Genomic DNA, 25,756 nt, shown 5'->3' on the forward strand with positions numbered 1-25,756 from the left:
CTCATTCACCTCGCCGTAAGAATGTCGCCGGGCGCCTCAATTCGCGAGCGCGAAACGGTGCGGCACGCGGTGCGCTTCGCCGTAGCCGTCCGTCTCCCGCTCGGCCGTGAGCGCCTCGGTCGGGCAGGCGACGACGCATTTCAGGCAGCCCTTGCAGTACTGGTAATCGATGCCCAGCAGGAACATCTGCGGGCGGCCCTTCTTGTCGGGCCTCTCCTCCCAGACGAAGCAGAAGTCCGGGCAGGCCGTGTCGCAGGCAGCGCAGTGGATGCATTTTTCCTCGTGGAAATGCGGCATCATGCCCTGGCGCGAAATGCTGAGATCCTTCAGGATGCTGTTGCCCGGATTCGTGATCGTGCCGCCGATCGGCTGCGTCTCGTACCCGAGGACCGGAATGTCCCAGCGGGTCGGCTTCGGCATTTCGGCACCCTCGGGAAGCTTGAACGTCTGGAATTTCACTTCGTTGTAGCCGCGCTCGAACGTGCGGATGGCCGGTTCGACGGCGTGCGGATATTTCTTTTCGAGCGATTTGCGGATGACGCCTTTCATGAATTCGGGATCGAGGAAATCGCACAGCCGGAACAGGCCGCCCAGCATCGCCATGTTGACGCGGTTGTTCTCCTCGAGCGCGATGCCCGTCGCGTCGACGACCGCAATCGTGCCCCCGAGCAGCTTCAGCTTCTCCTTGAGCTGTTCGGGCGTCTTGGCCGAGTTGACGAGCACGATGCTGTCCTCGTAGATGCCGCTGATGACGTTGACGGTCTTGTACAGATTTTCGTGGAAAATGCCGACGATGTGCGGCCGCTCGACCGGAGTCGTGTCACGGATGTGGACGTCCGGCGCGCAGAAACGGATGTGCGCCTTGACGGGCGACCCCTTTTTCTCCGAGCCGTAGGATGAGAAGCTGACGCCGTTGAATCCGCTTCCGACGACACCTGCCTCCGCCAGCATCTTGCCGGCGAGATTGGCGCCGAGCCCGCCGATGGACTCGAGTCGAATCTCAAAGAAACCAAACTCGTTCGTCTTCGGCAATACAGGCATGTCCCCACTTCCTTCTCGATTCGATTAGTCTTCCGTTCCCCTTCTCCAGTCGAAGCCGCCAATGTTGCAGCTTTTTGTTATTAGTATAACAGCATATGCGAAACTCTGAAAGAGGCACCGGAAAATTGGTTGAAATCCGAATCGTCAGGGCTCGTAGATCATCTTCCTCGTCATGCCGCCGTCGACGATCAGATTGACGCCGGTGACGAAATCGTTGGCCGGATCGGTCAGATAGAAGCAAGCCCTCACGATGTCATCGGGCCTTCCGACGCGGCCGGCCGGGTGCTGCCTGTGGTCGATTTCGCGCAGCGCGCCGTAATCGCCCGTCTCGATCCAGCCCGGGCTGATGCAGTTGACGCGGATGCCGTCCGGGGCGAAGGACGCCGCGAGCGCGTGCGTCAGCGAGACGATGCCTCCCTTGGAGGCGGCGTAGGCTTCCGTGTGCGGCTCGGACATGAAGGCGCGCGTCGACGCGATGTTGACGATCGAGCCGCCGCGACCGGCGAGCCGCATGCGCCGGGCGGCTTCCCTGGCGCACAGGAAGGCCGCGCGGAGATTGACGTTCAGCACGCTGTCCCATTCCTGCCAGGTGAGTTCGTACGGGCTTTTCGTGATGCCGAAGCCGGCGTTGTTGATCAGGATGTCGACGGTCATGGACTGTTTATCCAATGAGTGAAACAGCTCTTCGATCTGTTGTGGTACAGCCAGGTCGGCCGGGATGAACACGACCTCTTCCGTCCCCGCCTCCCGGCGGATCCGGTCGGCGATTTCCCCGCCCCGCCCGAGATCGATATCCGTCATGACGACGGGATGCCCCGCCTTCGCGTATGCCTCCGCGAGGCGGCTGCCGATGCCGCCGGCCGCGCCGGTGATCAGAACCCGTCCCTTTGCCGGTTCATTCATGTCCCGATTCCTCCTCCAGTCTGGCAAGCCTTTCGCTCAATGCCGCCTTCCAGTCGGCCGACAGTCCGTCCGCGTCGAGCAGCCTTCGCAAGGCGTCGCGGTCGCGCCTCCGGAACGCGTCGATCTCCGCCGCCTCCGCGACGGTCGGGTTGCGGTTCCGCTTTTCGATCCGCTCGATCCGGTCGCCGGTCCGGACCTCCCCTTCCTCCAGGACGCGGAAATACCAGCCGGTATATCCCGACTTCAGCACCTCGTCCGGCAGCTTCGGCCGGTTGTGCCGCATGCCGAGCTTGTAGCAGGGCATCCGCGGCTGCGTCACCTGGAAGACCGCCGTCCCGATGCGGAAGATGTCGCCGATGTGGACGTCGGTTTCGACGAATCCGGCGATCGAGAAATTTTCGCCGAACGCGCCGTACTCGCACGGTTTGCCCCACCGGCTTTCCCAGTACCCGCCGTGGTCGTGGCTGTAGACGCAGACGGCCTTGTCGGGGCCGCCGTGGTGCACCCTGTCGCCCTGGCCGTCGCCGGGAAGCCCGCCGCGCAGCGCCCGCACGGGCCCCTGCACCGGCAGCTTCAAGACTCCGCTCTTGACCGTCTTCGATCCGTACCGCCATTCGGTCGGCATGCCGACGTTGACCGACAGCAGCACGCCTTCGCCGCAAGATGCGTTGCTCACGCGCTCACCCTTTTCCGTCGCATGGTATGGCATGGGATTTGATGCCATTATAACGGCGCTCCCGGGCTCGGACAATGCGAAAAAATAAAAAAAAAGCGGCCGTTACGGGCCGAAGGACGCTCGCCGCCGCGCTCCAGCGGTACGGCGTACCGTTCACGACGGGTTTCGGAGGCGCGGCGGGGTTGAGCGGCCTGCCGTCGCAGATCAGACATGGAAAAAAATCGACAACGGCATGCAATGCACCGCTGTCGAATCGCGGGTATTCCTGCCTGCTTCTGCGCTTGCCCGGGAAATGCGCTCAATCGTTCACGTTCATGACCCCGAGCGGACCGTCTTCGCGCACGATGTCTCCGAGTTCGTAGACGGATATCGGAACATAAGGAAAACCGTACACGTAGGGCGTGATCGCGTACAGCTGCCAGTAGAGCACGAGCGTCCGGTCGGCAATGTAAAAGTCCGTGTCGGGTGTTACGGTCACCTCTGCGCCTTCGAACACGGGAATGTCCCGGCGGCGGATCTGCTCCCGCACGATGTTCGTCAGCCGCTCCTCGTACCGGCTGCCGGGCTTGAACAGATCGGCGAGCGTATAGACGCGTCCCGTCGCGGTGTCGAACGTGCGGGACGTCTGCAGCGTCAGACCGTGCGCGCCGCCGGTGTACGCGTAATTGTACAGCGAGATGCTGAAGACGCCCCGCTCGTTCGTCTTCGTTTCGAACCAGCCGAGCATTTCGGCGCGCGGGTCGTCCAGCGGTCCCTGCTGCGCCTCCAGTGAACGCTCCGCCTCCTGCAGCGACTGGCGGATGCGGGTCTGCGCCTCCGGATTCGCGAGGCCGCTGACAAAGGGCGACCAGATTTCGACCTTCGGCCGCGTGAGGCGGACGGCCTGCACGATGACGGGCAATCGGAACGCCATGGGTCGCGGACACCTGCCTTGTGTCGGATTGGTACATTCCTATGCGCGATCCCGCCGCGTCATATCCGATTGCCGCGTTTACCGGCCGCGATTACAGCATCGCCCGCTCGCGCCCGGTCAGGCGCCGTCCGGAGACGTCGAAGGCGACGCGTCCCTCCTTCAGGCCGACGATGCGGTCGGCGTATTTCTCCGCCCACTCGAGGTTGGACAGCACCGCGACGACCGCGATGCCGCGGCCGCACATCGCCTTCAGGTCCGCGAGAATCTTCTCCGCGGTGTGCGGATCGAGCCCGGTCACCGGCTCGTCCAGGAGCAGCGCGCGCGCGCCGTGCACGATCGCCATCGTGATCGCGACGCGCTGGCGCTCGCCGCCGCTGAGCGTGGACACCTTCGCATGCGCCTTGTCGAGCAGGCCGACCTGCTCGAGCACGTCCATGACGCCCATGTAGTCGTCGCTGCGGACCGAGCCGATCAGCCTGCGCCAGAGCGGCGTCTGGTACCGGGTGCCGATCAGCGCGTTTTTGAGCGCGGTGCGGTTCGGGTTGAGTTCCGGCTTCTCCGAGAGGTACGCGATCTCCCGCCGCACGCGCATTTTCATTCTCCAGCCGCCCTTGAACACGTCCTCGCCGTCAAGCAGCAGCTGTCCGCTCGTCCATTTTTCCCGCAGGGCCAGACATTTCAGCAGCATCGACTTGCCGCTTCCGCTCGCTCCGGCCACGACGGTGAACTTGCCGCCTTCCACAAGAAAATCGACGTCCGAGAGCACCGTCCTGCCGTCCACAAGCCGCTTGGTCAGTTTCTTCGCTTCGATCATGTCGCCCCTCCACGTCCCGTTATGTCCCAAAAAATTAGTCTACGGGAATCCGGATGGACTTTCCACGCGAACAAATGTTTGCTATACTGGATACAAGAACATTTGTTCCCGTATCCTGCGGGTTGCTTGCGGAGGTGCCCGGACATGAGAAGCTGCGAGCATTACCGGTTTATCGAACGCCATCGCCCCTGGCGCGATCTGACGTTCAAGTTCTATTCGGACGGCGCCCTGACCATCATCGACAACCAGACGGGCACCGTCCTCACCCCGAAGGATTTGAAGGGCGACAGCCTGGATTTCTACGTCAGGAAGCGCATCGCCTTCATCAAGAATGATCTGGCGCGCAAGCGGGAACGTTACGCCTGACGTCCGGCGGCCGCGGGCTCCGTCCGATTGACCGGAGGCTTCCGATCCGCTAGCATGGATGTGACGGCCGCATGACCGGAACGGAGTGCGGCAGGCCGGCTTGTACGGGAGGAAGCATGAAGCAGACGATCCTGTTCGATCTTGACGATACGCTCATCCACTGCAACCGCTATTTCTTCATGGTCATCGACCAGTTCGCCTCATGGATGGCGGACCGCTTCCGGCGGGAAGGGCTCGATCCCGACGAGGTGCGCCGCGTGCAGGCCGAGATCGACATCGCCGGCGTGCAGGTCGTCGGCTTCGACAGCGAGCATTTCCCCCGCTCGTTCGTCGAGACGTACCGGCATTTCGCCGCGCGGTTCGGGGTGGCTCCCTCGCGGGACGAGGAGGAGACGGTATGGCGGCTCGGCCGGAGCGTCTACGAGCTCGAGGCGGAGCCCTATCCGCACATGGAGGAGACGCTCGTGCGGCTCAAGGAGGAAGGCCACGAGCTTCACCTGTACACGGGCGGCGATCCGGAGATCCAGCGCCGGAAGATCGACCGGTTCGGGCTCCGGCGCTTCTTCGGCTCGCGGATCCACATCCGGCGGCACAAGAACGTGGAGGCGCTCGAGGAGATTGCCGCCTCGTGCGGCTTCGACCGCAGCCGCACCTGGATGATCGGCAATTCGCTCCGCACCGACGTCATTCCGGCGCTGAAGGCCGGTCTCCATGCGATCCACGTGCAGGCGGAGCGGGAATGGCAATACAACATCGCCCGGATCGACGTGGAGCCGAAGGGCGCCTTCATCCGGCTCAAGCGGCTGAAGGACGTGCCCGACGCCATCGCCGGCTACGTCCGCTCGCACATGCTCCGCTGAAGCATGAGGGCCCGACGCATCGTCAGACGATGCGCCGGGCCCGTGTCTTTCCGCTATTCGTATTCGACCGCCAGTTCCCCTGTGGCGGGATCGGCTAGCCGGAGACGGCCTTTCCGCTTCGAGCCGTCCGGCGCGGACAGGACGATCGGCCTCGTCCGGCCGGATTTCGCCAGAGACGCCGCCATCGCGGCGGTGATAGGCCGGCCGCAGGATTCCTTCCAGATGACGAACCGGCAGCCTTCGCGGTAGCGCGTGCAGCCGTAACCGCGCCTGCCCTCGATGATCATGCCGCCGCAGCCCGGACGCGGGCAGGGCGCGATCGCGGCCGGCTCCGGCGGCCGGCCTGCCCCGGCGCGGGCGGCGGCATCGGCACCGCTCCCCGCACCCGCGTTCGAAGGGCCGTCCGGTTCTTCGGACGCGGCTGCCGCATGGCCGGCGTTCCGGCCGGCCGCCGCGGCTCCGGTCACGGACGCCCGCCGCATCCTTCCCTTTCCCGACGCGCGCGCGCCGCGCCCCGCTTCGGCAAACGTCCCCGGCGGCAGCGGCGGCTGCATGCGCACAAGTTCGACGATCTTCGCCGCGAACTGGCGCACCTGTTCCATGAACGGCTCTTCGGACGCCTCGCCGCGCGAAATCTGGTTCAGCCTGCGCTCCCATTGCCCCGTCATTTCGGGCGACGTGAGCAGTTCGACGCCCGCGCCGCGGATCAGCTCAACCGCGGCGATGCCCTTCGGCGTGATCCGGATGGTCCTTCCCCTCGCCACGGCATATCCGACCTGTTTCAGCCGCTCGATCGTCGCGGCGCGGGTCGCGGGCGTGCCGAGCCCGCACTCCTTCATCGCTTCGCGCAGTTCCTCGTCCTCGATCAGCCGGCCGGCCGTCTCCATCGCCTTCAGCAGCGTGCCTTCGGTATACGGCCTGGGCGGCTTCGTCGTCTTCTCCGCGACATCGACGCCTTCGCAGCGCACCGGAGCTTCGGGATCGAGCGCGAACCCGCCTTCGGCCAGCATCTCCTCCACTTCCTCGCCTTCCGTGTCGTCCGCTCCGGATTTGCCGCGTCCCGTCTTCCCGCCTCCGGCGCCTTCGTCCGCCTCGAGCACCGCCTTCCATCCGGTCTCCAGCAGTTCCCTGACCGTCGTCCGGAATCGCTCGTCCGACACTTCCGTCACGATTTCGTGCACCCGGTAGACGGCCGGCGGATAATAGTGGGCGAGGAAGCGGCGGACGATCAGATCGTACAGCCGGCGCTCGTCGGGCGTAAGGCCGCCCGGCTTTTTCGGCGTCGGCAGGATCGCGTGATGGTCCTCCACCTTCGCGGGATTGCAGACCGCCCGGTTGCCGCGGTGGACGAGCCGCGCATCGGCCCCCGCCGCGAGGTCCGCGTACGGCTCGAGTTCCCGCAGCATGGCGAGCGCCCGGTGCATGTACGGGATGCTTTCCTCCGTCACGTAATTGGAGCTTGTGCGCGGGTAGGTGATGACCTGGTGCCGTTCGTAGAGCGACTGGGCGAGGTCGAGCGTTTTTTTGGCGGAAAATCCGTACCGCGCGTTCGCCTCCCGCTGCAGCAGCGTGAGATCGTAGAGTCGGTACGGATACTCCTTTTTCTCGTTCACGTCGTATTCGGCGATGCGTCCCGCGCGGCCGGCGCATGTTGCGGCGATCGCCTCCGCCTCGCCCCGGTCCTTCAGCCTCCCGCCGATCCGGATGCCGCGGTAGGCCGTCTCCCCCGCCAGGAACCTGCCGTGCACCGTGTAGTACGTTTCGGGCCGGAACGCCTCGATCTCCTTGTGCCGCTCGTACAGCAGCGCGAGCACGGGCGTCTGCACGCGTCCGGCGGAGAGCAGCGTGCCGTGGCGGATCGTGAACGCCCGCGAAGCGTTCATGCCGATCAGCCAGTCCGCCTGGCTGCGCGCCCGCGCCGCCCGCGTAAGCGCGTCGAATTCGCCGTCGCTTCTCAGCTCCGCGAATCCGCGCCGGATCGTCTCCGGCGTCAGGTCGGAGATCCAGAGGCGGTCGACGGGATGGTCAAGCCCCAGGTATTCCTTGATCAGGTGGAAGATCAGCTGCCCTTCCCGCCCCGCGTCGCAGGCGTTCACGATGCGGTCGCACCGTTTCGCGAGCTCCGCGATGATCCGGAGCTGCCCCTTCGTCTTCGGGTTGGGCTGCAATTTGAAGACGGCGGGCAGGATCGGCAGATCTTCGTCCCGCCACTTCCGGTATTTCTCGTCATAGTATTCGGGCTCGGCCAGGCCGACCAGGTGGCCGATCGCCCAGGTGATGATGTACTGCCGCCCTTCCAGGTAACCTTGCCGGCGTTCGGCGCCCGGTTCGATGACGCGGGCGATCGTCCGGCCCATGTCCGGTTTCTCCGCGATGACGAGCGTCTTCACCCGTTGGTTGCCGCTCCTTCCGCATCTTGCGACAGATATTGTTCCATGCTGTTGAACAGGGCGTTCACGCCGCGATGCCAGAGCGGATCCTCGGCGTATTCCCGGTTGATCCATTCGACGGGATCGACTTCCGGCGGCCGGTCCCGGCTGAGCCGGATGATCGTGCGGGACGCGATCTCCGCCGAATGGGCCGTCGTCGTGTTGAAATCCTGCCAGCTGTGGTACACGTTGAACGGATTGTTCGCGATGGTCTCGGCCTGCGGATGGTCTTCGGGCACGAATCCCTGCTCCTGGCCGGTGATCGCGAACAGGAGCAGCGGATGGATGTCATAGGCCCGGGCCGCATCCATGATGGCCGAGAAATACGGTTCATGCCGCAGCAAGGATTTGCGCGAGGCAAGGTACGCTTTGAGCTTCTCGACGTCGACCGGCCGCCAGCGGAGCCGGGCGGGCAGCTCGTTGCCCTCGGCCAGGCTGGTGTCGGGCGCCGGCGCATCGCCGCCCGACACCTGACCGGACACGGGCGGAGGTGCTTCCGGAACCGTCTCTCCGTCCTGGTTCACGGCGGCGAGTCCGTAAGCCGTCATGCCGACGGCCAGCAGTCCGGCCAGCGCCGCGTACAGGAACCGGAAGCGGCGGTGCTCCGGCCGGTCCGGCTGACCCGGCCCGTCCGACCGATCCGGCCGGACCGGGAAGGGGACGACGACGCCGGAAGCCTGCCCGCCGGCCGGCGCGGCCGGCGTCGGACCGATGCCGGCGGCAACGCCCGCAGCGCTGCCGGCGCGCGCGGAAGCGGCCTCCCGCAGGCCGTTCCAGGCTTGCGCGCCGTCGCCGGCCGCAGCGGCGAAGATCGACGCCAGGAGCTGCTCGTCGAGCTCCGCGCCGAGCCGCGCGGACGCCCAGTCCCGGATCGCGCGCAGCCTGCCGGGGTCCCGCCAGTCCAGGCGCAACATCTCCCCGATCACATCCGACGCCGCGACCGGCCGCCGTTCCTCCAGCACGACGCAGCGGATCAGCGCGTTCGTCAGCCCTCGTCTGAGCGAATCCTCGAACGCGGGCAGCTGCCGCTCGATGGCGCGCCGCACGGCGTCCGCGACGATCTCCGCGCGCCTCTCGCCGGGCAGCGAAGCGTATTTCTTCCGCACGTAGTTCCGGATTCTCCCGACATCCCCGGGCGTCAGGAGAAGCACGTCTCCGCCGGACACAGGCACCGCTCCCTTGCCGATCTACCGGAATCTGGATGCGCGTGTTTCCTCTGCTATCGATTCTACCATATTTCTGCCTGCGGCGGATCAGGAGAATGCGAGACGGCTGCGGGCAAAAAAAACGGCCGGCCGGGATTTCCGGATCCCGACCGGCGACTTGCACCCGATTGACTGCGCCCGCATTTGCCCGGAACCGGACCGTTCGATCGACGGCCGTCCTTACGGCAGCATCGTCGAGCCCATCAGATAGCGGTCCACCTCGCGCGCGCACTCGCGGCCCTCGTTGATCGCCCATACGACGAGGCTGGCGCCGCGGCGCATGTCGCCGGCGGCGAACACCTTCTCGACGTTCGTGCGGTATTTGCCGTATTCCGCCTTCACGTTCGAACGGCGGTCCGTCTCCAGCCCGAGCTCCTCGATCAGCGTCCGCTCCGGTCCTTCGAAGCCGACCGCGATCAGCACGAGATCGGCCTTCCACACCCGCTCGGTGCCGGGTATCTCCTTGTAGATTTTGCGCCCCGTCTCGTCGACGATCCGCTCGATGCCCACCGTGTGCAGTTCCTTTACACGGCCGTTCCCGTCGCCGACGAATTTCTTCGTCAGCACCGCGAACACCCGCGGATCCTTGCCGAACAGCGCCTTTGCTTCCTCGTGGGCGTAATCGAGCGTGTAGACGTTCGGGAACTGCGGCCAGGGATTCCGGACCGGATCGCGCGCGGGCGGAGCCATCGCCCGGGTGCCGAACTGCGTGACCGAGCGGCAGCCGTGGCGCAGCGCCGTCGCGACGCAGTCCGAACCGGTGTCGCCGCCGCCGATGACGATGACGTTCTTGTCCTTCGCGTCGATGTACTTGCCGTCCCGGAGGCCGCTGTCCAGATAGCTCTTGATCGTCGCGTTCAGGAAATCCATCGCCATGTGGATGCCCTTCAGGTGACGGCCCTCGATGTCAAGGTCGCGCGCCTTCGTCGCGCCGCAGCAGAGGACGACCGCGTCGTATTCCTCGACGAGCTTCCTCGCCGGGATGTCGCGCCCGATCTCCGTGTTCGTGACGAATTCGACGCCTTCCTCCCGGAGCAGGTTGACGCGCCGCTCGACGATCGACTTGTCGAGCTTCATCGTCGGGATGCCGTAGGTGAGCAGCCCGCCGATCCGGTCGGCCCGCTCGAACACCGTCACCCAATGGCCGGCCTTGTTCAGCTGCGCCGCCGCGGCGAGTCCGGCCGGACCCGAGCCGACGACCGCGACGCGCTTGCCCGTCCGCTTTTTCGGCGGCTGCGGCACGATCCAGCCTTCCTCGAATCCGCGGTCGGCGATCGCCTGTTCGATCGTCTTGATCGCGACCGGCTCGCCGATCAGCCCGACCGTGCAGGAGCCTTCGCACGGCGCCGGGCACACCCTGCCCGTAAATTCGGGAAAATTGTTCGTCTTGTGCAGCCGGTCGAGCGCCTCGCGCCACAACCCGCGGTAGACGAGGTGGTTCCACTCCGGGATGAGGTTGTGGAGCGGGCAGCCGGACACCCCGCCGCCGAGCTCGATGCCGGTGTGGCAGTACGGCGTGCCGCAGTCCATGCAGCGCGCCCCCTGGATCCGGAGCTGCTCCTCCTCCATCCGCAGATGAAATTCCTGCCAGTCGCGCACCCGTTCGAGCGGATCGCGATCCCGGGGAATTTGGCGTTTGTATTCCATGAATCCGGTCGGCGTGGACATCGGCATTCCCCTTTCCCCTCGGACCCGCCTTCGGCCGGATCCGGCCGAATGCGGCATGTCCGCGTTATGCGCCGTATGTCGATGATCCTAATCGTACCATCCCGCGGCGCCGATCATAATGGACGATCCGTACAACGATTTGCACTTCATGACGAAGTCCGGGGAGCAGCCGAATGCCGATCGTCCGGGTCCGGGGAACAGCCGGGTGCCGATCCGGCCGAACGCGCGAAAGGCGCGGCTTCAACCGCGGTTCCGACGGCGGACGTAGGTGTTGAACGCGAACGGCCAGGCGTGGCGTTCATCCGCCGGATGGCGCTCGCTCGCGACCAGCATCCATTCTTCGGGATCCCATTTCGGGAAATAGGCGTCGCCCTCGACTTCCGCCTCCACTTCCGTCAGCAGCATCCGGTCGGCATGCGGGAGAAAGAGCCGGTATACTTCCGCCCCGCCCGCCACCATGAGCTCGTCGCCGCCGTAGCGCTCCAGTGCCTCCTCGACTGAATGGACGACCTCGCAGCCGTCCGGCCGGTAATCGGTCCGGCGCGTCAGCACGACGTTCCGGCGGTTCTTCAGCGGACCGCCCGGCAGCGACTCGAACGTCCGGCGGCCCATCAGCACGGTGCGGCCGACCGTCGACCGCATGAAAAACTTCATGTCGTCCGGCAGCCTCCACGGCAGCCCGTTGTTCCGTCCGATGACGCGGTTGCGCGCCATCGCGGCGATCAGCGTGATCGTCATGTCCGCCTCCTGTGCCGAAATCCGTGCAATCACGCACCCTCCGCAACCTACACGGCGACCGGCGCCTTGATCGCGGGATGCGGATCATAGCCTTCCACGGCGATGTCGTCCATCTCGTAATCGAAGACCGATTTCACGTCCGGATTGAGCCGGAGCCTCGGCAGCGGCCGCATCTCGCGGGAAAGCTGCGTCTTCACCTGCTCGATGTGGTTCAGATAGATGTGCGCGTCGCCGATCGTATGGATGAACTCGCCCACCCCGAGCCCGCATTCCTTCGCGATCATGTGCGTCAGAAGCGCGTAGCTCGCGATGTTGAACGGCACGCCGAGGAACAGGTCGCCGCTGCGCTGGTAAAGCTGGCAAGACAGCCGGCCTTCCCCCACCCAGAACTGGAACAGCACGTGGCACGGCGGAAGCGCCGCGCGCTCCGGCACCGCGTCCTCCGGCGACCAGGCCGTCACGATGAGCCGGCGCGAATCGGGATTGCGCTTGATCTCCTCGATGACGTTCCGAAGCTGGTCGATCGTCTCGCCCCGCGACGTCTGCCACCGCCGCCACTGCTTCCCGTACACGTTCCCGAGATCGCCGTATTTCGCGGCGAACGCGTCATCCTCGAGGATGCGCCGCTTGAAGATCGCTTCCTGTTCCTCGTACAGCTTCGCGAATTCCGGGTCCCGCTGCGCGCGCAGCCCGAAATTCGTCATGTCCGGGCCGTCGTACTCCGGGCTCTCGACCCATCGCTTGAACGCCCACTCGTTCCAGATGTTGTTGTTGTGCTGCAGCAGATAGCGGATGTTCGTGTCGCCGCGGATGAACCAGAGCAGCTCGTTCACCACCAGCCGGAACGCCACCCGCTTCGTCGTCAGCAGCGGAAATCCCTCGTTCAGGTCGAAACGCATCTGGGCGCCGAACACGGACAGCGTGCCCGTCCCCGTCCGGTCGTCCTTGCGCACGCCGTTCTCCAGCACGTGCCGGAGCAGATCCAGATACGCCTGTTCGCTTTTGCTCATCGTTCGCCCTCCGACTTCATCGGTCGTCACTTCCATTGTATCATGTTTCGGACGGGGCGGGTGAACATGCCGCGAAGCGACCGCCTCTCTCCGCCTTCTCTTTCAAAAATGAAAAAAAAAGAGGGACGACCGTCGTTCGTCCCTCCTTGATGCCGCGGATGTCCCGTCCTTCAGCGCACGATCGCGTGGATCGGATGGCCGAGCGCCACCTCGGCCGCCTCCATCGCCATCTCGCCGAGCGTCGGATGCGCGTGGATCGTGAGCGCGACGTCCTCCAGCGTCGCGCCCATCTCGATCGCGAGGCCCATCTCGGCGATCAGGTTTGACGCTTCATGGCCCGCGATCTGCGCGCCGAGCAGGAGGCCCGTCTCCGCGTCGGCGACGAGCTTCACGAAGCCTTCCGTGTCGCCGAGCGAGACTGCCCGCCCGTTCGCGCCGTAGGAGAAGCGGCCGACTTTCGTCTTGTACCCCTGCGCCTGCGCTTCGGCCTCGGTCAGGCCGACGCTTGCGCATTCCGGATCGGAGAAGCAGACCGCCGGGATGCAGCGGTAGTCCACCTTGCTCTTGAGCCCCGCGATCGCCTCGGCCGCGACCTTCGCCTCGTAGGTCGCCTTGTGCGCAAGCGCGGGTCCCGGCACGATGTCGCCGATCGCGTAGATGTGCGGAATGCTGGTGCGGCACTGATCGTCGACTTCGACGAGGCCGCGTTCCGTCAGCTTCACGCCGATCAGGTCGAGGCCGAGCTCGCCGTCGGTGTTCGGCCGGCGTCCGACCGTGACGAGCAGGTAGTCGGCCGTCACCCGTCTCTCCTCGCCGCCCGCCGTGAAGGTCACCGTCACATCCCGGTCGGTCTGTTCGGCCGACTGCGCCAGCGCCCCGGTGTAGACGTCGACGTTCGCCGCCGCGAGCTTCTTCGCCACGAGGCGCGACAGCTCGGGATCGAAGCCGGGCAGGATCGTGTCCGCGCCTTCGATGACCGTCACCTTCGTGCCGAACTTCGCGTACATCTGGCCGAGCTCGATGCCGATGTAGCCGCCGCCGATGACGACCAGGCTCTTCGGAAGCTCCTCAAGGGACAGCGCCTCGGTCGACGACAGGATGCGGCCGCCGAACGGGAACGCCTTCAGCTCGATCGGACGGGAGCCGGTCGCGATGATGCAATGGTTGAACCGGTAACGAAGCATCTCCTGATCGTTGAACACGCGCGCCTCGTGTTCGTTGATGAACATCGCCTCGCCCTGGAAAAACTGCACCTTGTTGGCTTTGAGCAGCGCGCCGACGCCGCCGGACATCTTCGCCACGACGGCGTTCTTGTGCTCCTGCACCTTCGCCCAGTCGACCGTCGGCTCGGAGGCGATGATGCCGAACTTCGAGGCGTGCTTGACCGCTTCATACCGGTGCGCGGCCGCGATCAGCGCCTTCGACGGAATGCAGCCGACGTTCAGACAGACGCCGCCGACGTACTGCCGGTCGACGCACAGCACGGAGAAGCCGAGCTGCGAGGCGCGGATGGCGGCCGCGTAGCCGCCGGGCCCGGCGCCGATGACGAGCACGTCGATATCGATGGATGCGTCGCCCACGACCATCGGTCACACCTCCATGACGAGCAGTTCCGGATCGCCGAGAAGCTGCTTGATGTAGTTCAGGAATTGCTGCGCCGTCGCGCCGTCGATCATCCGGTGATCGAAGCTGAGCGAAAGCGCGAGCACCGGCGCGGCGACGATCTGTCCGTCCCGGACGACCGGTTTCTCCGTGATCCGGCCCGTGCCGAGGATCGCGACTTCCGGATAATTGATGACCGGCGTGAAGAACATGCCGCCCGCCGAACCGATGTTCGTGATCGTGAACGTGCTGCCGCGCAGCTCGTGCGGCGCGAGCTTGCCTTCGCGGCCGCGCTCCGCCAAATCGCGGATCTCGCGCGCGATCATCCAGACGCTCTTCCGGTCGGCGTCCCGGACGACCGGCACGATCAGGCCGTTCTCCGTGTCCGTCGCAATGCCGATGTGGTAGTACCGCTTGTAGACGATCTCCTGCGTCTCCTCGTCCAGCGAAGCATTCAGGATCGGATATTCGCGCAGCGCGGCGACGGCCGCCTTCACGATGAACGGCAGGTACGTGAGCTTCACGCCCTTCTGCTCGGCGAGCGGTTTCGCCTTCCCGCGCAGCGCGACGAGCTTCGTCACGTCGATCTCGTCCATCAGCGTCACGTGCGGCGCGGTGTAGACCGACTTCACCATCGCGTTCGCGATCGCCTTGCGGATGCCCTTGAGCGGCACGCGCTCCTCAAGGCCCGCTTCCCCCGGAGCGGCCGCGGGCGCCGCCGCTTCGGGCTGCACCCGGCCCGCCTCCGCAGCCGCCGGAGCGCCGGCCCCCGCCGCGGCGCGGTCGACGTCCTCGCGCGTGATGCGGCCGTTCTTGCCCGTGCCGGCGACCTTCGTCAGGTCGACGCCCTTCTCGCGCGCGTACTTGCGCACGGACGGCGTCGCGAGCACGAGGCCGGCCGGCTTGCCTGGCTCCGCCGGCGCCGCTTCCGCCGCGGGCGCCTCCGGAGCCGCCGGAGCGGCGGGCGCGGTCGGCGCGTTCGGCCCCGGTGTTGCCGCCGAAGCTTCCGGCGCCGGCGCGTGCGACGCGTCCGCTCCGCCTGCGGCCGCCGGCGACTGCTCCGGCACGTCGCCCTCGGCCTCGATGACGGCGACGAGCTGGCCGACATGGCAGACCTGCCCGTCCTTCACGAGCACCTCGAGTACGGTGCCGTTCACCGGGCACGGCACCTCGACGATCGCCTTGTCGTTCTGCACTTCCATGAGGATGTCATCATCGGTGACTTTGTCGCCGGGCTTGATGTGGAGCTTGAGGATCTCGCCCTCGTGCAGCCCTTCGCCCAGCTCCGGGAACCGGTATTCGAATCTAGCCACAGGTCTCGTCCCCCCGATCAGAACTCCAGCACCGCGCGGACCGCCTTGATGATCCGCGCCGGCGTCGGCAGCCAGATGTCTTCAATCTGCGCGAACGGATAGACGGTGTCCGGTCCCGCCACGCGGAGCACGGGCGCTTCCAGGTGCAGGATCGCGAGCTCGTTGATCCGCGCGATGATCTCGGCGGCCGCGCCGGCCGATCGCTGCGCTTCCTGGACGACGATCGCGCGGTTCGTCTTCCGGATCGACGCGACGATCGTGTCCGCATCGAGCGGCATGAGCGTGCGCAGGTCGATGATTTCGCACGACACGCCCTCCTTCGCGAGCTCGTCTGCCGCCTTGAGCGCGGTATGCACCATCAGGCCGTAGGCGATGATCGTCACGTCCTTGCCCTCGCGGACGACGTTCGCCTTGCCGAGCTCGATCGTATACTCGCCCTCCGGCACCTCCTGGCGGAACGCGTGATACAGATTGAGGTGCTCCATGAAGAACACCGGGTCGTTGTCGCGGATCGCCGAGATCAGCAGGCCTTTCGCGTCGTAGGGGTTGGAGGGGATGACGACCTTGATGCCCGGCGTCTGCAGCGCGAGGCCTTCGAGCGAGTCGGTGTGCAGTTCCGCCGCCCGGACGCCGCCGCCGAACGGCGTGCGGAAGACGATCGGCGCATGGTAGCGGCCGCCGGAACGGTAGCGCATCCGCGCCGCCTGCACGAACATCTGGTCCATCGCCTCGAAGATGAACCCGACAAACTGGATTTCCGCGATCGGCCGGAACCCCTGGATGCCGAGGCCGACCGCCAGCCCCGCGATCGCCGATTCGGCGAGCGGCGTATCGAACACGCGATCTTCGCCGAACTCGGCCTGCAGCCCTTCGGTCGCGCGGAACACGCCGCCGACCTTGCCGACGTCCTCGCCGAACACCAGCACGTTCGGATCGCGCCGCATCTCCGTGCGGATGGCGTCGCGGATCGCTTCCTTCATGTTCATCTGCGCCATGTCGCTGGTTCCTCCCCGTGTCACTCGAAATCGGCTTTTTGTTCTTCGAGCTGCTTCGGCGTCGTCTCGAACATCGAATCGATGAGGCCGGCGACCGTCATTTTCTCGACCGACTCCGCCTTCTTGATGTGCTCGTTCACTTGCTGCTTCGCCTCTTCCCGGACGCGCGCGGTCTCTTCCTCGGACCAGAGCCCCTTCCGTTCGAGATACCGGCCGAAACGGATGAGCGGGTCCTTCGCGGCCCATTCGTTCTCCTCGTCCTTCGTCCGGTACTTCGTCGCGTCGTCGGCCATCGAGTGCGGACGATAGCGGTAGGTCAGGAGCTCGAGCAGCGTCGCGCCTTCTCCGTTCCGGGCACGCTCCGCCGCCTCGCGCACGGCCCGGTAGACCGCGAGCACGTCCATGCCGTCGACCTGGACGCCGCGGATGCCGGCCGCGATCGCCTTGTGCGCGATCGACAGCGCCGCCGTCTGCTTCTCGTAGGGCGTCGTGATCGCGTACCGGTTGTTCTGCACGATGAACAGCACGGGCAGCTTAAATACGCCGGCGAAGTTCAGCGCCTCGTAGAAATCGCCTTCCGACGAGCCGCCGTCGCCCGTATAAGCGACGGCGACGCGCTTCTCGCCGCGTTTCCTGAACGCCATCGCGACGCCGACGGCGTGCAGCACCTGCGCGCCGATGATGATCTGCGGCATGAGCACGTGCACGTCCTCCGGAATCTGCCCGCCGTGCTGGTGGCCGCGGGAATACAGGAACGCCTGGTACAGCGGCAGGCCGTGCCAGACGATCTGCGGCATGTCGCGGTAACCCGGGCAGATGAAGTCGTCGCGGTTCAGTGCGTACTCGCTGCCGATCATCGACGCTTCCTGGCCGGACACCGGCGCGTAGAATCCGAGCCGTCCCTGGCGGCCGAGATTGACCGCGCGCTCGTCCCAGGTCCGCGTGAACACCATGCGGTACATGAGCTCGCGCAGTTGGTCGTCGGTCAAGTCCGGCACCAGTTCCGGCTGAAGGACCTCGCCCTCGGGCGACAGGATGGACAGCGGCGTAACCGGCTCCGAATACACTTCGTACGGCCTTCTGCTCATGATCTGGGCTCACCTCGTCAAATTGAATCCGCCGGGATTCTGTTATAGAATCATTATAATACTGTTACTTTATTCCGGTCAAAATAAATATGACGAAAAACCTCGATTATTCAACATTTATTTCGTTTTTCAAACGGTTTTGTTTATAAAACAGCAATCAGAAAATACTAATTCAGTTTGATACAATCCGGACCTGAAGCCGTGACGGACCGCGCTTTCCTTACGTTGCCCCATTGCCCGTCCGTACCATTCAGCCCGCCGGATTCAGGGAGGCGTTGCATCGTGGCCGAAGCGCATCCGAAGCGAATCGTCAAAAAAGAAACCGTCCCGAGCCGCCTGCTGCCGGACGGATCGCGGAACATCCGCGTCGTTTTGCCGCCCGGCTTCAGCGAGCTCCGGGAATACCCGGTCGTCTATTGCCAGGACGGCGAGGATTTCTTCAACTTCGGCCGGATCGCGACGATCGCGGCTCAACTGGCCGCAGAAGGCGAAATCGAACCGCTCGTCATCGTCGGCGTGGACGTCGACAAATCCGTCCGGACGCGGGAGTACGCGCCGGATGGCGATCGCAACGCACGTTACGTCGCCTTTTTCGCCGAAGAGCTCGTGCCGTACGTCGCCGCGCGCTATCCGGTCCGGACGGATCCCGAATCGATCCTGCTCGCGGGCTGTTCGCTCGGCGGCGCCGTCTCGCTGCAGCTGGCGCTCGCCCGTCCGCGGCAATTCGTCAACGTGATGTCGCTGTCCGGCGCGTTCGATCCGTCATCGCGGGCGGCCATCGCCGCGGCCGGCGATCTGTCGCATTTGAACGTCTACATGACGGTGGGTCTCGGGGAGACGGCGTTCCGGACGGACCGGGGCGTGTTCGACTTTGTCGCGATGAACCGGGAGGCGAGGCGGCTGCTGGAGGAACGGGGAGCCCTCGTCGAATATCTCGAACGGGAAGGCGAGCATTTGTGGGGATACTGGCAGCAGGACGTGCCCGGCGGTCTCCGCTGGTTCGCCGGGATGGAATAGCCGGATCGGAACGGAGAAACTCCGGGCGCCTCGGGGCGCTGCCGGAGTTTCTTGCGCCGTCATGCGGATCGGGATTGCAATCCCCGAACTCCATCGGTATGGAATGGGCATCCCCGTCACATTTGAAGCTTGCCGGCACGGAAACCACGGGATTTCCCCGCGTGGCCCGGAACCGTACGGGTTCATCGACCGGGATGTTCGCCTACAACTCCGTCGTCAATCCGATGCCGTCAACCGCAGGGACCGGATCGCTTCCCCTTGATCCAACCGCAACGGAAATGGGCGGTCACCCAAAATGGATCCGGATGTCCCGATTCCCTGTATATTTCAACGTTCCCGTGATGATGACGGAATCATTGTCCTCCGCGTTCGGCTCCGGGATTCCTTCCAACGGCCCCCGTGCGGCCGTGAAGGCCCTTCCATCGTCTGTTGATGTCCGCAGCCCGACAAGAACGCAATGCCGATGACAACCGTCAAAACGGTTATCGTTTTTATTGTGTCCGATCACCGCCTTTCATTCCCCGTCCGGTTCGCCGGATCGGAAAGAACGGTGGAACGAAAAAAAGCTCCGGTCGCCTCAGGGGGCTGCCGGAGCTTCCTGCAGTTCTTCGCGGATGCGGCGGAGCAGCTCCTCGCATCCCTTCTCCACGAGCTCGTAGACTTCCTCGAAGTTGCCCGAATAGTACGGGTCGGGAACGTCCGGCGAGCGCGCGTCCCGCACGAGTTCCATGAACGTCATGACGCGGGCGCGGCCGCGTCCGATCCGTTCCACGTCCCGACGATTGTCCGTGTCCATGCAGATGATGTAGTCGAAGGCGTCGAGGTCGTCCGCCGAAATGCGCCGCGCCCGGATGCCTTCCCAGGAGATTCCCCGGCGGGCGAGCGCCCGGCGCGTTCCGGCATGCGGCGGCTCGCCGATGTGCCAGCTCCCGGTGCCGGCCGAATCGACGGAGACGCGGTCCCCGAGCCCCTCCCGCTCGATCAGGTGGCGCATGACCGCTTCGGCCATCGGCGAGCGGCAGATGTTGCCCAGGCAAACGAACAATATGCGTATCATGACGGTGGGTCCCCTTCCCAATCGGTTTGCTTCCCTTTCCCGGTTCCGTCCGGATCGGGCCGCGCTGCATGGACGGATTCCGCGAAGGCGTAGCGCAGCGAACGGCGGGGCAGGCGCCATTTGAAATGCGCGGACAGCATGCGGCACGCGACGATCGTGGTGAACAGCATCAGATATTCGCCGGTGGAATCGGCCCAGCCGAGACCGATCACGAGCCCGGCGACCATCGCCCAGACGGCGTAGATTTCCTCGCGCAGCACGAGCGGTTTGCGGCCCGCAAGCAGGTCGCGGATCATGCCGCCGCCGATGCCGGTCAGCATCGCCGCGACGACGACGGCCGGCAACGGATGGTTCTGTCCGGTTGCGTACAGCGCTCCCTGCACGGCGAACGCCGACAGTCCGATCGCGTCGAAGAACGTCTCGCTGCGCCGCCAGTGGCGCAGCCACGCGACGGGCATCACGAAGACGACGAGGCACGCGAGGAAGGCCGCCATGAGCAGCGGCTTCTGGCTCCAGAGCGTCGTCACCGGCACGCCGATCAGCACGTTGCGGATGACGCCGCCGCCGAAGGCGGTCACGAGGCCGAGCACGAACACGCCGAGCACGTCGTACTCCTCCTCCATCGCGACGACCGCGCCGCTCACCGCGAATGCGACGGTGCCGATCATGCTGAGGACATCGAAGAGTTGCCATTCCATGGTTCCGGATTCCTCCGGCCGCGCCCGCCGGACGCCGGCGAACCGCGCGACTTGTCGATTCACATCCCCCCCTATTATAGTCGGCGCGCCGCCCTGCGCAACAGATGCCCGCATGACGCTACGGCATTTGCGGAGAAAAGCTTCCGCCGCCTCCGCCGGGTATGGCCTGCCGGGCCGCGCCCGTTTATACTGGATGGGGGACGCTCGAGTCACGGGGGGAGGCACTCATGACCGACACGCGACGGGTTGTCATTTTCTCGGGCGGCTATCTCGGGGACGATCCGGCCAGGCTCGTCCGACCGGGCGATGTGCTGATCGGCGCGGACAGCGGCGCGCTGCGCCTGATCGAACTGGGCCTTGAGCCCGATCTGGCGATCGGCGACTTCGATTCGGTATCGCCGGAGGAACTCGAACTCATTCGCCGCGCAAGCCGCCGGACGGAAATCGTCGATCCGGTGGACAAGGATTACACCGACACGGAGCTCGCGTTCCGCCGCGCGCTGGAGTTCGAACCGGACGAGATCGTGATCGCCGGCGCCCTCGGCACGCGCTTCGATCATTCGCTCGCGAACGTCCATCTGCTCGCGGCCGCCCGGCGGCGCGGCGTCCGGGCGGCGGTCCTGGACGGCCGCAACGAAATCCGCCTCGCCGCGGGAGGCGACCGCCTGACGTTCCGTCGCACGGACCGCCCGACCGTGTCGCTCTTGCCGCTGACGCCGGTCGTCACGGGCATCACGCTGGAAGGCTTTCGCTACCCGCTCACGAACGCGCGCCTCGAGATCGGGCAATCGCTCGGCATCAGCAACGTGCTGGAGGCTTCCGAAGGCGCCGTGACGGTCGGGGACGGCATGCTGCTCGTCATGTTCAGCCGGGATTGACCCGGCACCGAACCCCCGAAGCCGTTCATCCGGAAGGAGGCAAATCGGAATTGCAATATCCCGTGCCCGAAGAGAAGCTCGACGCCGCCGCCCTCCGCGTCTGGCGGACGGCCGGGTGGATCGGCGCGGCGGTCTGGGCGGTCGTCGTCGCCGTCGTGCTGGGGCTGACGATCCGCTTCGATTGGCCCGCGTGGATCGTCGTTCTGCTCGCCGTCATCGCCGTCGTTGCCTCATGGCTGGAGATCGACGTCGTGCCGAGGGTCCGGATGGCGCGTTTCCGCTACGCGATCCGCGACGACGAAATCGATCTGATGCACGGCATTCTCGTGCGCAAACGGACGCTCATCCCGATGGTCAAAATCCAGCACGTCGACACGAAGCAGGGTCCCCTCCTGCGCCGGTTCGGCCTTCTCACCGTCACGTTTTCCACCGCGGCCGGCAATCACGAAATTCCGGCGCTCGACGCGAAGCGGGCCGAAGAAGTCCAGGCCCGGATTGCGAGGTTGGCGAGGATTACCGATGATGAACTTTGATGAACCGAGACGGCAGCATCCGATATCGATCCTGTTCTTCATCGTGAAGATCGTCAAGGACATGATCTATCCGTTCATCGCCTTCGCGCTGTCGACCGCGCTCCGCGACGACGTCCATCCGCTGTTGTTCTGGGGCGGCGTGGCCGTCTTCACCGCGGCTGTCATCGTCCTGGGCACGCTCGCCTGGTTCCGCTACGTCTACCGGCTGGCCGCGAACGTGATGCACGTCGAACACGGGCTGATCATCCGCAAGCGGCTGACGATCCCGCGGGACCGCGTCCAGTCGGTGGACACGTCGGCCGGGATCGTGCAGCGGCTCTTCGGCGTCCAGAAGCTGGTCATCGAAACGGCCGGCAGCCGCAAGCCCGAGGTCGTGATGAGCGCGGTATCCGCCGCCGAAGCCGAACGGATCCGCGCCGCCCTGGTGAAGGACGTCCCGGCCGCAGCGGCGCCGGGCGGTTCGCCGGAGATCCGACCGGACGCGCCCGCATCGGCCGCTCCGCCCGGCGTCGGCGACGTCGTGTACCGGGTGCCGACCGGGCGGATTTTGCTGTACAGCGCGACTTCCGGGCGCATCTTCCTCTCCCTGGTCATCATCATGGCCCTGTATTCGCAGGTGGAGGATTGGCTCGGGAATCTCGGCCTGTTCGATTCGGTCGCGCCGGAAGCCCTGCTGCCGTCGAGCGCGGCGGATTGGGCGAAGCTCGCGGTGGCGGCCTTCGTCCTCATCTGGCTGCTCGGCACGGCGGTCATCACGGTGAAGGAATACGGCTTCACCATCGAACGGCACGGCGGGAAACTCCTGATCCGCCGCGGTCTGCTCGAACGAAAACAGTTCTCCGTCGCGATCGAGCGGATCCAGGCGATCCACGTGCACCAGAACCTGCTTCGCCGCCTGTTCGGCTGCGCCAGCGTCAGCCTGGTCACCTTCGCCTCGATCCGGAACGACGGGCAGATCCATTCGCTGCTCTGCCCGCTCATCCCGATGCGCGACCTTCCCGGGCTGCTCGAATCGTTCACGCCGGAAGCCGTCTGGCCGGACCGCTTCGAACGGCCGGGCCGGGAAGCGTTGACGGGCCATGTCGCGCTTCCTTTGGCCGTCTCCGTCGCCCTCGCCGTTCCGGGATGGATCTGGATTCCGGGCGGATACGGCTGGACCGCCCTGGCGCTCCCTGCGGCCGCCCTGCTGTACGGCGTGCTGCGCCATCGGCAGGCCGGCTGGCATCTGAGGGACGACCAGATCGTCGTCCGCTTCGGCGGGTTCAGCCTGCAACTGGCCGTCATCCCGCGCCGGCGCATCCAGTGGTTCCGGCTGAAGGTCTCGCCGCTCCAGGCGCGCCGGGGGCTCGCCACGCTGCAGCTCGTCACCGCTTCCAGCGCCTTCGCGGCCGCGTGGAAGATCCGGCACATCCCGCGGCGGACGGCGGAGGAAATGATGTTCCGGCTGCGCCGGCCGCATCCGCGGCCATAAGGCCGTGAATCCGCAAGCAGAGCCCGGATGCCGTGAGCCGCCTCCGGATCGTCGGTTCCGGAATGCCGGCGGATCCGGGCGAGCGTACGGAAAAGGACAATCCGGCTTCGCAAACAATCGAGGGGACCGCCTAACGGTCCCCTCGGTTTTATCCGCCCAGCGGGACCGCAAGTCCGGTCACCGCGAAGCGGACGTTGTCCGGCAAGTCATATCGGCGCGTGAGATCGATGTCGTGCGACAGGTGCGTGAAAATCATCCGTCCGGGCCTGAGCTCGCGGTTGAGCTCCAGCGCCTCGACCACGTCGTGGACCGAGCGGCGTTCGTACGGGATCGTCTCGTGGTAGAAGCTCGTGCCGAGCACGAGCAGATCGAGTCCCGCCAGCGGCGCCTTCTCCTCCGCGCTCAGCCCGATCGCATCCGGGCAGTACGCCCAGGACCAGCCGGTCGCCGCATGGTCGAACCGGTAGGCGTGGGCGTGGCCGTTGTATCCGTGGTTGACGCGCCAGACGCGCACGTTCCAACCGCCGAGGCGGAAGCCGTCGTCCGCCGGGAGAAACTCGGCCGAACGGACCAGCCAAGGGAAACGGTCCGCCACCTCGGCTATCGTCGCCCGCGGCGCCCAGACGATCCCCCTCCTGTTCTGCCAACGGCAGGCGTCCGCCCATTCGGGAAGCCCTCCGATATGGTCGTAATGCGCGTGCGTGAGCAGCATCCGCTCCGCGAAGCGCAGGCCGGCCGTCTCCATCATCCGGCCCCAATCCGGGCCGCAGTCGATCAGGACGAGGCCGGTTTCCGGTTCGTCGATCAGCACCGAGGAGCGGAACCGCCGGTTCACGCCGCTCGCGCGCGCTTCCGCGCAGACGGGGCAGTCGCAGTAAACGCGCGGCACGCCCATCGCGTCGCCCGTGCCGAGAAATCGAAGCGTCGCCGTCATGCCATTCCTTCCTTTCCTGTTCATCCCGGAGGATCCGGGCGACGGGCCGACCCCGGTCCGCGCGCCATTCCGCCGCGCCTTACCGGAACGGGTTGCGCCATTCCATCAGCGCCGCGTAGTTGCACGATTCTTCGTCCTCGAGGTAGTCCGCCGCCACGCCCACCGGCATCCGGCCGCAGCGCAGCAGGAAGCCGATCACCGGATCGTGCAGTTCGCCTGCGACGACGCGGGCGAGATATTCCTCGGCCGTCATCCGGTCCTTCACCCTGCGGTAGCCGGGCATCCGGCCGCCGCCGAGCAGCCGCCGCTTGCCGAGATGGACGACCGTCTCGTACATCGTCGACATGAGCCATTTGCCGATGCCGGCCTTCCGGTATTCGGGGATGACGCAGATGTCGACGACGTACAGCGTCTCGCCCGACGGATCGTGGTTGCGGATGTACCCTCCGTCCGTCGCCGCCTCCCAGGTGTGCGCCCCCTCCAGCTGCTCGTCGCGGACGATCAGCCCCGTCATCGAGCCGACGAGCCTGCCGTCCACTTCCGCGCACAGCGCGCCTTCCGGAAACCGCGTGACATGTTCCCGGAGCTGTTCCCGGTTCCACCACAGTTCCTCCGGAAACGGAGGCGGGAAGCTCAGCCGCTGGATGTCGATCAGGGCGTCGAAGTCTCGTTCACCGTAACGCCGGATCGTCACCTTCGCGGGTTTGCCGTTCAGGTAGACGTACACTTCCTTGCGCACGCGGTTTCCTCCTCACCCGCATGAGAATTTTTTAACCGTTTTTTCATAAAATCGCCCCGGCCCGCGCCGTCCGTGCGTTTCGGAGCACCGAGGAATCTTTTAGGAAACGCCGGGTCTGCTATTGTAGTAGTACACGCAATGGCCAAAACTACCGGATTGCGGGAGGAACTGCTGACGATGAGACTTCCTTTTGGCGCAATGAAACGGTTGTGGGGGATCGCGCTCGGCGCGGCGATCGGCTTCACGGCGCTCGGGTTCGGCGGCGCCGGACAGGCCTCCGCGTTGTCCGCTTCCACCGCGGACAAGCTGCTGGACTATGCCGACAACTACCTCGGCGCGCCGTACAAATTCGGCGCAAGCACGAGCACGACGAAGTACTTCGATTGCTCGTCCTTCACGAAGCACGTGTTCGCCAAATTCGGCTACAATCTGCCCCGCACGGCCGCCCAGCAGGCCAAGGTCGGAAAATACGTGCCCAAATCAAGCCTCAAGAAGGGGGACCTCGTCTTCTTCCGTGTTCCGAGCCGGGGCAGCGGAATCGGGCACGTCGCCATCTACGCCGGAAACGGCAAAATGATCCATACGTACGGTGAAGGCGGCGTGAAGTTCTCCAGCATCAACGCGACCTACTGGAAGCAGAACTACGTCACGGCGCGCCGTCTCGGCGCTTGACAGCGCTATCACGCCCCTTCGGACATGCGGACCGGCAAGCTGCCGGTCCGCTTTCCGTTTCGGCCGCCTTTCGTCATGCCCGAACGGCGCACGGACGGTCCGCAGGCCGGTACAACCGGAGGCTTGCCGGTCCTGC

The 25,756-nt window shown here is 65.6% G+C and carries 25 protein-coding genes; 7 read left to right on the forward strand and 18 right to left on the reverse strand.

All coding sequences use genetic code 11. The features are described from left to right. Nucleotides 1–36: 36 nt before the first annotated feature. The 5 genes from A9Z00_RS02250 to A9Z00_RS02270 form a co-directional block, all read right to left on the reverse strand. On the reverse strand, nt 37–1,041 hold the full coding sequence (locus A9Z00_RS02250) for a 2-oxoacid:acceptor oxidoreductase family protein (RefSeq protein ID WP_296973891.1): 1,005 nt from the start codon (nt 1,039–1,041) through the stop codon (nt 37–39). 144 nt (nt 1,042–1,185) lie between these two features. Then, nucleotides 1,186–1,944 (reverse strand): SDR family NAD(P)-dependent oxidoreductase, encoded by a 759-nt coding sequence (locus A9Z00_RS02255; RefSeq protein WP_296973893.1) that lies wholly within the window; start codon nt 1,942–1,944, stop codon nt 1,186–1,188. After that, nucleotides 1,937–2,620, reverse strand: a complete 684-nt coding sequence (locus A9Z00_RS02260) for an MOSC domain-containing protein (RefSeq protein WP_296973895.1) — start codon at nt 2,618–2,620, stop codon at nt 1,937–1,939. The genes A9Z00_RS02255 and A9Z00_RS02260 overlap by 8 nt, the downstream gene beginning before the upstream one ends. A gap of 298 nt (nt 2,621–2,918) precedes the next feature. Continuing rightward, nucleotides 2,919–3,533 (reverse strand): DUF3298 and DUF4163 domain-containing protein, encoded by a 615-nt coding sequence (locus A9Z00_RS02265; RefSeq protein ID WP_296973898.1) that lies wholly within the window; start codon nt 3,531–3,533, stop codon nt 2,919–2,921. Between the two features lie 91 nt (nt 3,534–3,624). Further along, nucleotides 3,625–4,347, reverse strand: a complete 723-nt coding sequence (locus A9Z00_RS02270; RefSeq protein WP_296973900.1) for a phosphonate ABC transporter ATP-binding protein — start codon at nt 4,345–4,347, stop codon at nt 3,625–3,627. 144 nt (nt 4,348–4,491) lie between these two features. Between A9Z00_RS02270 and A9Z00_RS02275 the strand changes: the two genes are divergently transcribed. Continuing rightward, nucleotides 4,492–4,713: a hypothetical protein gene (locus tag A9Z00_RS02275; RefSeq protein WP_296973902.1), complete on the forward strand. Its 222-nt coding sequence runs from the start codon at nt 4,492–4,494 to the stop codon at nt 4,711–4,713. Between the two features lie 116 nt (nt 4,714–4,829). Continuing rightward, nucleotides 4,830–5,573 carry an HAD family hydrolase gene (locus A9Z00_RS02280; RefSeq protein WP_296973903.1) on the forward strand — a complete coding sequence of 248 codons (744 nt, stop codon included), beginning with the start codon at nt 4,830–4,832 and terminating at the stop codon, nt 5,571–5,573. A 53-nt stretch (nt 5,574–5,626) separates the two neighbouring features. On the opposite strand, the gene A9Z00_RS02285 is transcribed toward A9Z00_RS02280, so the two are convergent. The 9 genes from A9Z00_RS02285 to pdhA all read right to left on the reverse strand — a co-directional run bounded on the left by A9Z00_RS02285 (nt 5,627) and on the right by pdhA (nt 17,621). Beyond that, a complete protein-coding gene (locus A9Z00_RS02285; RefSeq protein ID WP_296973905.1) occupies nt 5,627–7,963 on the reverse strand; it encodes a type IA DNA topoisomerase in 2,337 nt (778 codons plus the stop codon). Continuing rightward, nucleotides 7,960–9,168, reverse strand: a complete 1,209-nt coding sequence (locus A9Z00_RS02290; RefSeq protein ID WP_296973907.1) for a hypothetical protein — start codon at nt 9,166–9,168, stop codon at nt 7,960–7,962. Before A9Z00_RS02290 ends, A9Z00_RS02285 begins: the two co-directional genes overlap by 4 nt. Before the next feature lie 219 nt (nt 9,169–9,387). Beyond that, complete coding sequence (locus A9Z00_RS02295) at nt 9,388–10,875, reverse strand: glutamate synthase subunit beta (protein WP_296974712.1); 1,488 nt, start codon at nt 10,873–10,875, stop codon at nt 9,388–9,390. A 240-nt stretch (nt 10,876–11,115) separates the two neighbouring features. Beyond that, nucleotides 11,116–11,613, reverse strand: coding sequence for a dihydrofolate reductase (locus tag A9Z00_RS02300; RefSeq protein WP_296973910.1), 498 nt, complete (start codon nt 11,611–11,613; stop codon nt 11,116–11,118). 47 nt (nt 11,614–11,660) lie between these two features. Beyond that, nucleotides 11,661–12,623, reverse strand: coding sequence for a thymidylate synthase (locus A9Z00_RS02305; RefSeq protein WP_296973911.1), 963 nt, complete (start codon nt 12,621–12,623; stop codon nt 11,661–11,663). Between the two features lie 170 nt (nt 12,624–12,793). Then, nucleotides 12,794–14,209, reverse strand: a complete 1,416-nt coding sequence (gene lpdA, locus A9Z00_RS02310; RefSeq protein ID WP_296973912.1) for a dihydrolipoyl dehydrogenase — start codon at nt 14,207–14,209, stop codon at nt 12,794–12,796. A gap of 3 nt (nt 14,210–14,212) precedes the next feature. Further along, nucleotides 14,213–15,538: a dihydrolipoamide acetyltransferase family protein gene (locus A9Z00_RS02315; protein ID WP_296973914.1), complete on the reverse strand. Its 1,326-nt coding sequence runs from the start codon at nt 15,536–15,538 to the stop codon at nt 14,213–14,215. Between the two features lie 17 nt (nt 15,539–15,555). Beyond that, on the reverse strand, nt 15,556–16,533 hold the full coding sequence (locus A9Z00_RS02320; RefSeq protein ID WP_296973915.1) for an alpha-ketoacid dehydrogenase subunit beta: 978 nt from the start codon (nt 16,531–16,533) through the stop codon (nt 15,556–15,558). A 20-nt stretch (nt 16,534–16,553) separates the two neighbouring features. Then, a complete protein-coding gene (pdhA, locus tag A9Z00_RS02325) occupies nt 16,554–17,621 on the reverse strand; it encodes a pyruvate dehydrogenase (acetyl-transferring) E1 component subunit alpha (protein ID WP_296973917.1) in 1,068 nt (355 codons plus the stop codon). Between the two features lie 282 nt (nt 17,622–17,903). Between pdhA and A9Z00_RS02330 the strand changes: the two genes are divergently transcribed. Next, on the forward strand, nt 17,904–18,638 hold the full coding sequence (locus A9Z00_RS02330) for an alpha/beta hydrolase (RefSeq protein WP_296973918.1): 735 nt from the start codon (nt 17,904–17,906) through the stop codon (nt 18,636–18,638). Nucleotides 18,639–19,215: 577 nt separating this feature from the next. On the opposite strand, the gene A9Z00_RS02335 is transcribed toward A9Z00_RS02330, so the two are convergent. Both A9Z00_RS02335 and A9Z00_RS02340 read right to left on the reverse strand, forming a co-directional pair. After that, complete coding sequence (locus A9Z00_RS02335) at nt 19,216–19,695, reverse strand: low molecular weight protein-tyrosine-phosphatase (RefSeq protein WP_296973919.1); 480 nt, start codon at nt 19,693–19,695, stop codon at nt 19,216–19,218. After that, the gene (locus A9Z00_RS02340) at nt 19,692–20,393 is read right to left on the reverse strand and encodes a trimeric intracellular cation channel family protein (protein WP_296973923.1); all 702 of its coding nucleotides are present in this window, start codon (nt 20,391–20,393) and stop codon (nt 19,692–19,694) included. The genes A9Z00_RS02335 and A9Z00_RS02340 overlap by 4 nt, the downstream gene beginning before the upstream one ends. Before the next feature lie 227 nt (nt 20,394–20,620). Here A9Z00_RS02340 and A9Z00_RS02345 point away from each other — a divergent pair, with 227 nt between their 5' ends. From A9Z00_RS02345 to A9Z00_RS02355, 3 genes are read left to right on the forward strand one after another with little or no spacing between them, the layout of a single operon-like run. After that, nucleotides 20,621–21,271, forward strand: a complete 651-nt coding sequence (locus A9Z00_RS02345) for a thiamine diphosphokinase (RefSeq protein ID WP_296973926.1) — start codon at nt 20,621–20,623, stop codon at nt 21,269–21,271. 50 nt (nt 21,272–21,321) lie between these two features. Further along, nucleotides 21,322–21,804, forward strand: a complete 483-nt coding sequence (locus A9Z00_RS02350) for a PH domain-containing protein (RefSeq protein WP_296973929.1) — start codon at nt 21,322–21,324, stop codon at nt 21,802–21,804. Continuing rightward, nucleotides 21,794–23,275, forward strand: a complete 1,482-nt coding sequence (locus tag A9Z00_RS02355) for a PH domain-containing protein (RefSeq protein WP_296973930.1) — start codon at nt 21,794–21,796, stop codon at nt 23,273–23,275. Before A9Z00_RS02350 ends, A9Z00_RS02355 begins: the two co-directional genes overlap by 11 nt. Before the next feature lie 148 nt (nt 23,276–23,423). On the opposite strand, the gene A9Z00_RS02360 is transcribed toward A9Z00_RS02355, so the two are convergent. Continuing rightward, nucleotides 23,424–24,209, reverse strand: coding sequence for an MBL fold metallo-hydrolase (locus A9Z00_RS02360; protein ID WP_296973931.1), 786 nt, complete (start codon nt 24,207–24,209; stop codon nt 23,424–23,426). 79 nt (nt 24,210–24,288) lie between these two features. Next, nucleotides 24,289–24,948, reverse strand: coding sequence for a GNAT family N-acetyltransferase (locus tag A9Z00_RS02365; protein ID WP_296973932.1), 660 nt, complete (start codon nt 24,946–24,948; stop codon nt 24,289–24,291). Nucleotides 24,949–25,125: 177 nt separating this feature from the next. On the opposite strand from A9Z00_RS02365, the gene A9Z00_RS02370 reads away from it, so the two are divergent. Further along, complete coding sequence (locus A9Z00_RS02370; RefSeq protein WP_296973935.1) at nt 25,126–25,620, forward strand: C40 family peptidase; 495 nt, start codon at nt 25,126–25,128, stop codon at nt 25,618–25,620. The last annotated feature ends 136 nt before the right edge of the window (nt 25,621–25,756 follow it).

The sequence above is a fragment of the Thermobacillus sp. ZCTH02-B1 genome (assembly GCF_002159085.1).
Lineage (GTDB): Bacteria > Bacillota > Bacilli > Paenibacillales > Paenibacillaceae > Thermobacillus.

What these genes read in the sequence shown, in the direction of transcription:
- A9Z00_RS02250 (WP_296973891.1), bottom strand. Translation starts at nt 1,041, where the DNA reads ATGCCTGTATTGCCGAAGACGAACGAGTTTGGTTTCTTTGAGATTCGA.
- A9Z00_RS02255 (WP_296973893.1), bottom strand. Translation starts at nt 1,944, where the DNA reads ATGAATGAACCGGCAAAGGGACGGGTTCTGATCACCGGCGCGGCCGGC.
- A9Z00_RS02265 (WP_296973898.1), bottom strand. Translation starts at nt 3,533, where the DNA reads ATGGCGTTCCGATTGCCCGTCATCGTGCAGGCCGTCCGCCTCACGCGG.
- A9Z00_RS02270 (WP_296973900.1), bottom strand. Translation starts at nt 4,347, where the DNA reads ATGATCGAAGCGAAGAAACTGACCAAGCGGCTTGTGGACGGCAGGACG.
- A9Z00_RS02275 (WP_296973902.1), top strand. Translation starts at nt 4,492, where the DNA reads ATGAGAAGCTGCGAGCATTACCGGTTTATCGAACGCCATCGCCCCTGG.
- A9Z00_RS02280 (WP_296973903.1), top strand. Translation starts at nt 4,830, where the DNA reads ATGAAGCAGACGATCCTGTTCGATCTTGACGATACGCTCATCCACTGC.
- A9Z00_RS02295 (WP_296974712.1), bottom strand. Translation starts at nt 10,875, where the DNA reads ATGTCCACGCCGACCGGATTCATGGAATACAAACGCCAAATTCCCCGG.
- A9Z00_RS02300 (WP_296973910.1), bottom strand. Translation starts at nt 11,613, where the DNA reads ATGACGATCACGCTGATCGCCGCGATGGCGCGCAACCGCGTCATCGGA.
- A9Z00_RS02305 (WP_296973911.1), bottom strand. Translation starts at nt 12,623, where the DNA reads ATGAGCAAAAGCGAACAGGCGTATCTGGATCTGCTCCGGCACGTGCTG.
- lpdA (WP_296973912.1), bottom strand. Translation starts at nt 14,209, where the DNA reads ATGGTCGTGGGCGACGCATCCATCGATATCGACGTGCTCGTCATCGGC.
- A9Z00_RS02320 (WP_296973915.1), bottom strand. Translation starts at nt 16,533, where the DNA reads ATGGCGCAGATGAACATGAAGGAAGCGATCCGCGACGCCATCCGCACG.
- pdhA (WP_296973917.1), bottom strand. Translation starts at nt 17,621, where the DNA reads ATGAGCAGAAGGCCGTACGAAGTGTATTCGGAGCCGGTTACGCCGCTG.
- A9Z00_RS02335 (WP_296973919.1), bottom strand. Translation starts at nt 19,695, where the DNA reads ATGATACGCATATTGTTCGTTTGCCTGGGCAACATCTGCCGCTCGCCG.
- A9Z00_RS02340 (WP_296973923.1), bottom strand. Translation starts at nt 20,393, where the DNA reads ATGGAATGGCAACTCTTCGATGTCCTCAGCATGATCGGCACCGTCGCA.
- A9Z00_RS02345 (WP_296973926.1), top strand. Translation starts at nt 20,621, where the DNA reads ATGACCGACACGCGACGGGTTGTCATTTTCTCGGGCGGCTATCTCGGG.
- A9Z00_RS02355 (WP_296973930.1), top strand. Translation starts at nt 21,794, where the DNA reads ATGAACTTTGATGAACCGAGACGGCAGCATCCGATATCGATCCTGTTC.
- A9Z00_RS02360 (WP_296973931.1), bottom strand. Translation starts at nt 24,209, where the DNA reads ATGACGGCGACGCTTCGATTTCTCGGCACGGGCGACGCGATGGGCGTG.
- A9Z00_RS02370 (WP_296973935.1), top strand. Translation starts at nt 25,126, where the DNA reads ATGAGACTTCCTTTTGGCGCAATGAAACGGTTGTGGGGGATCGCGCTC.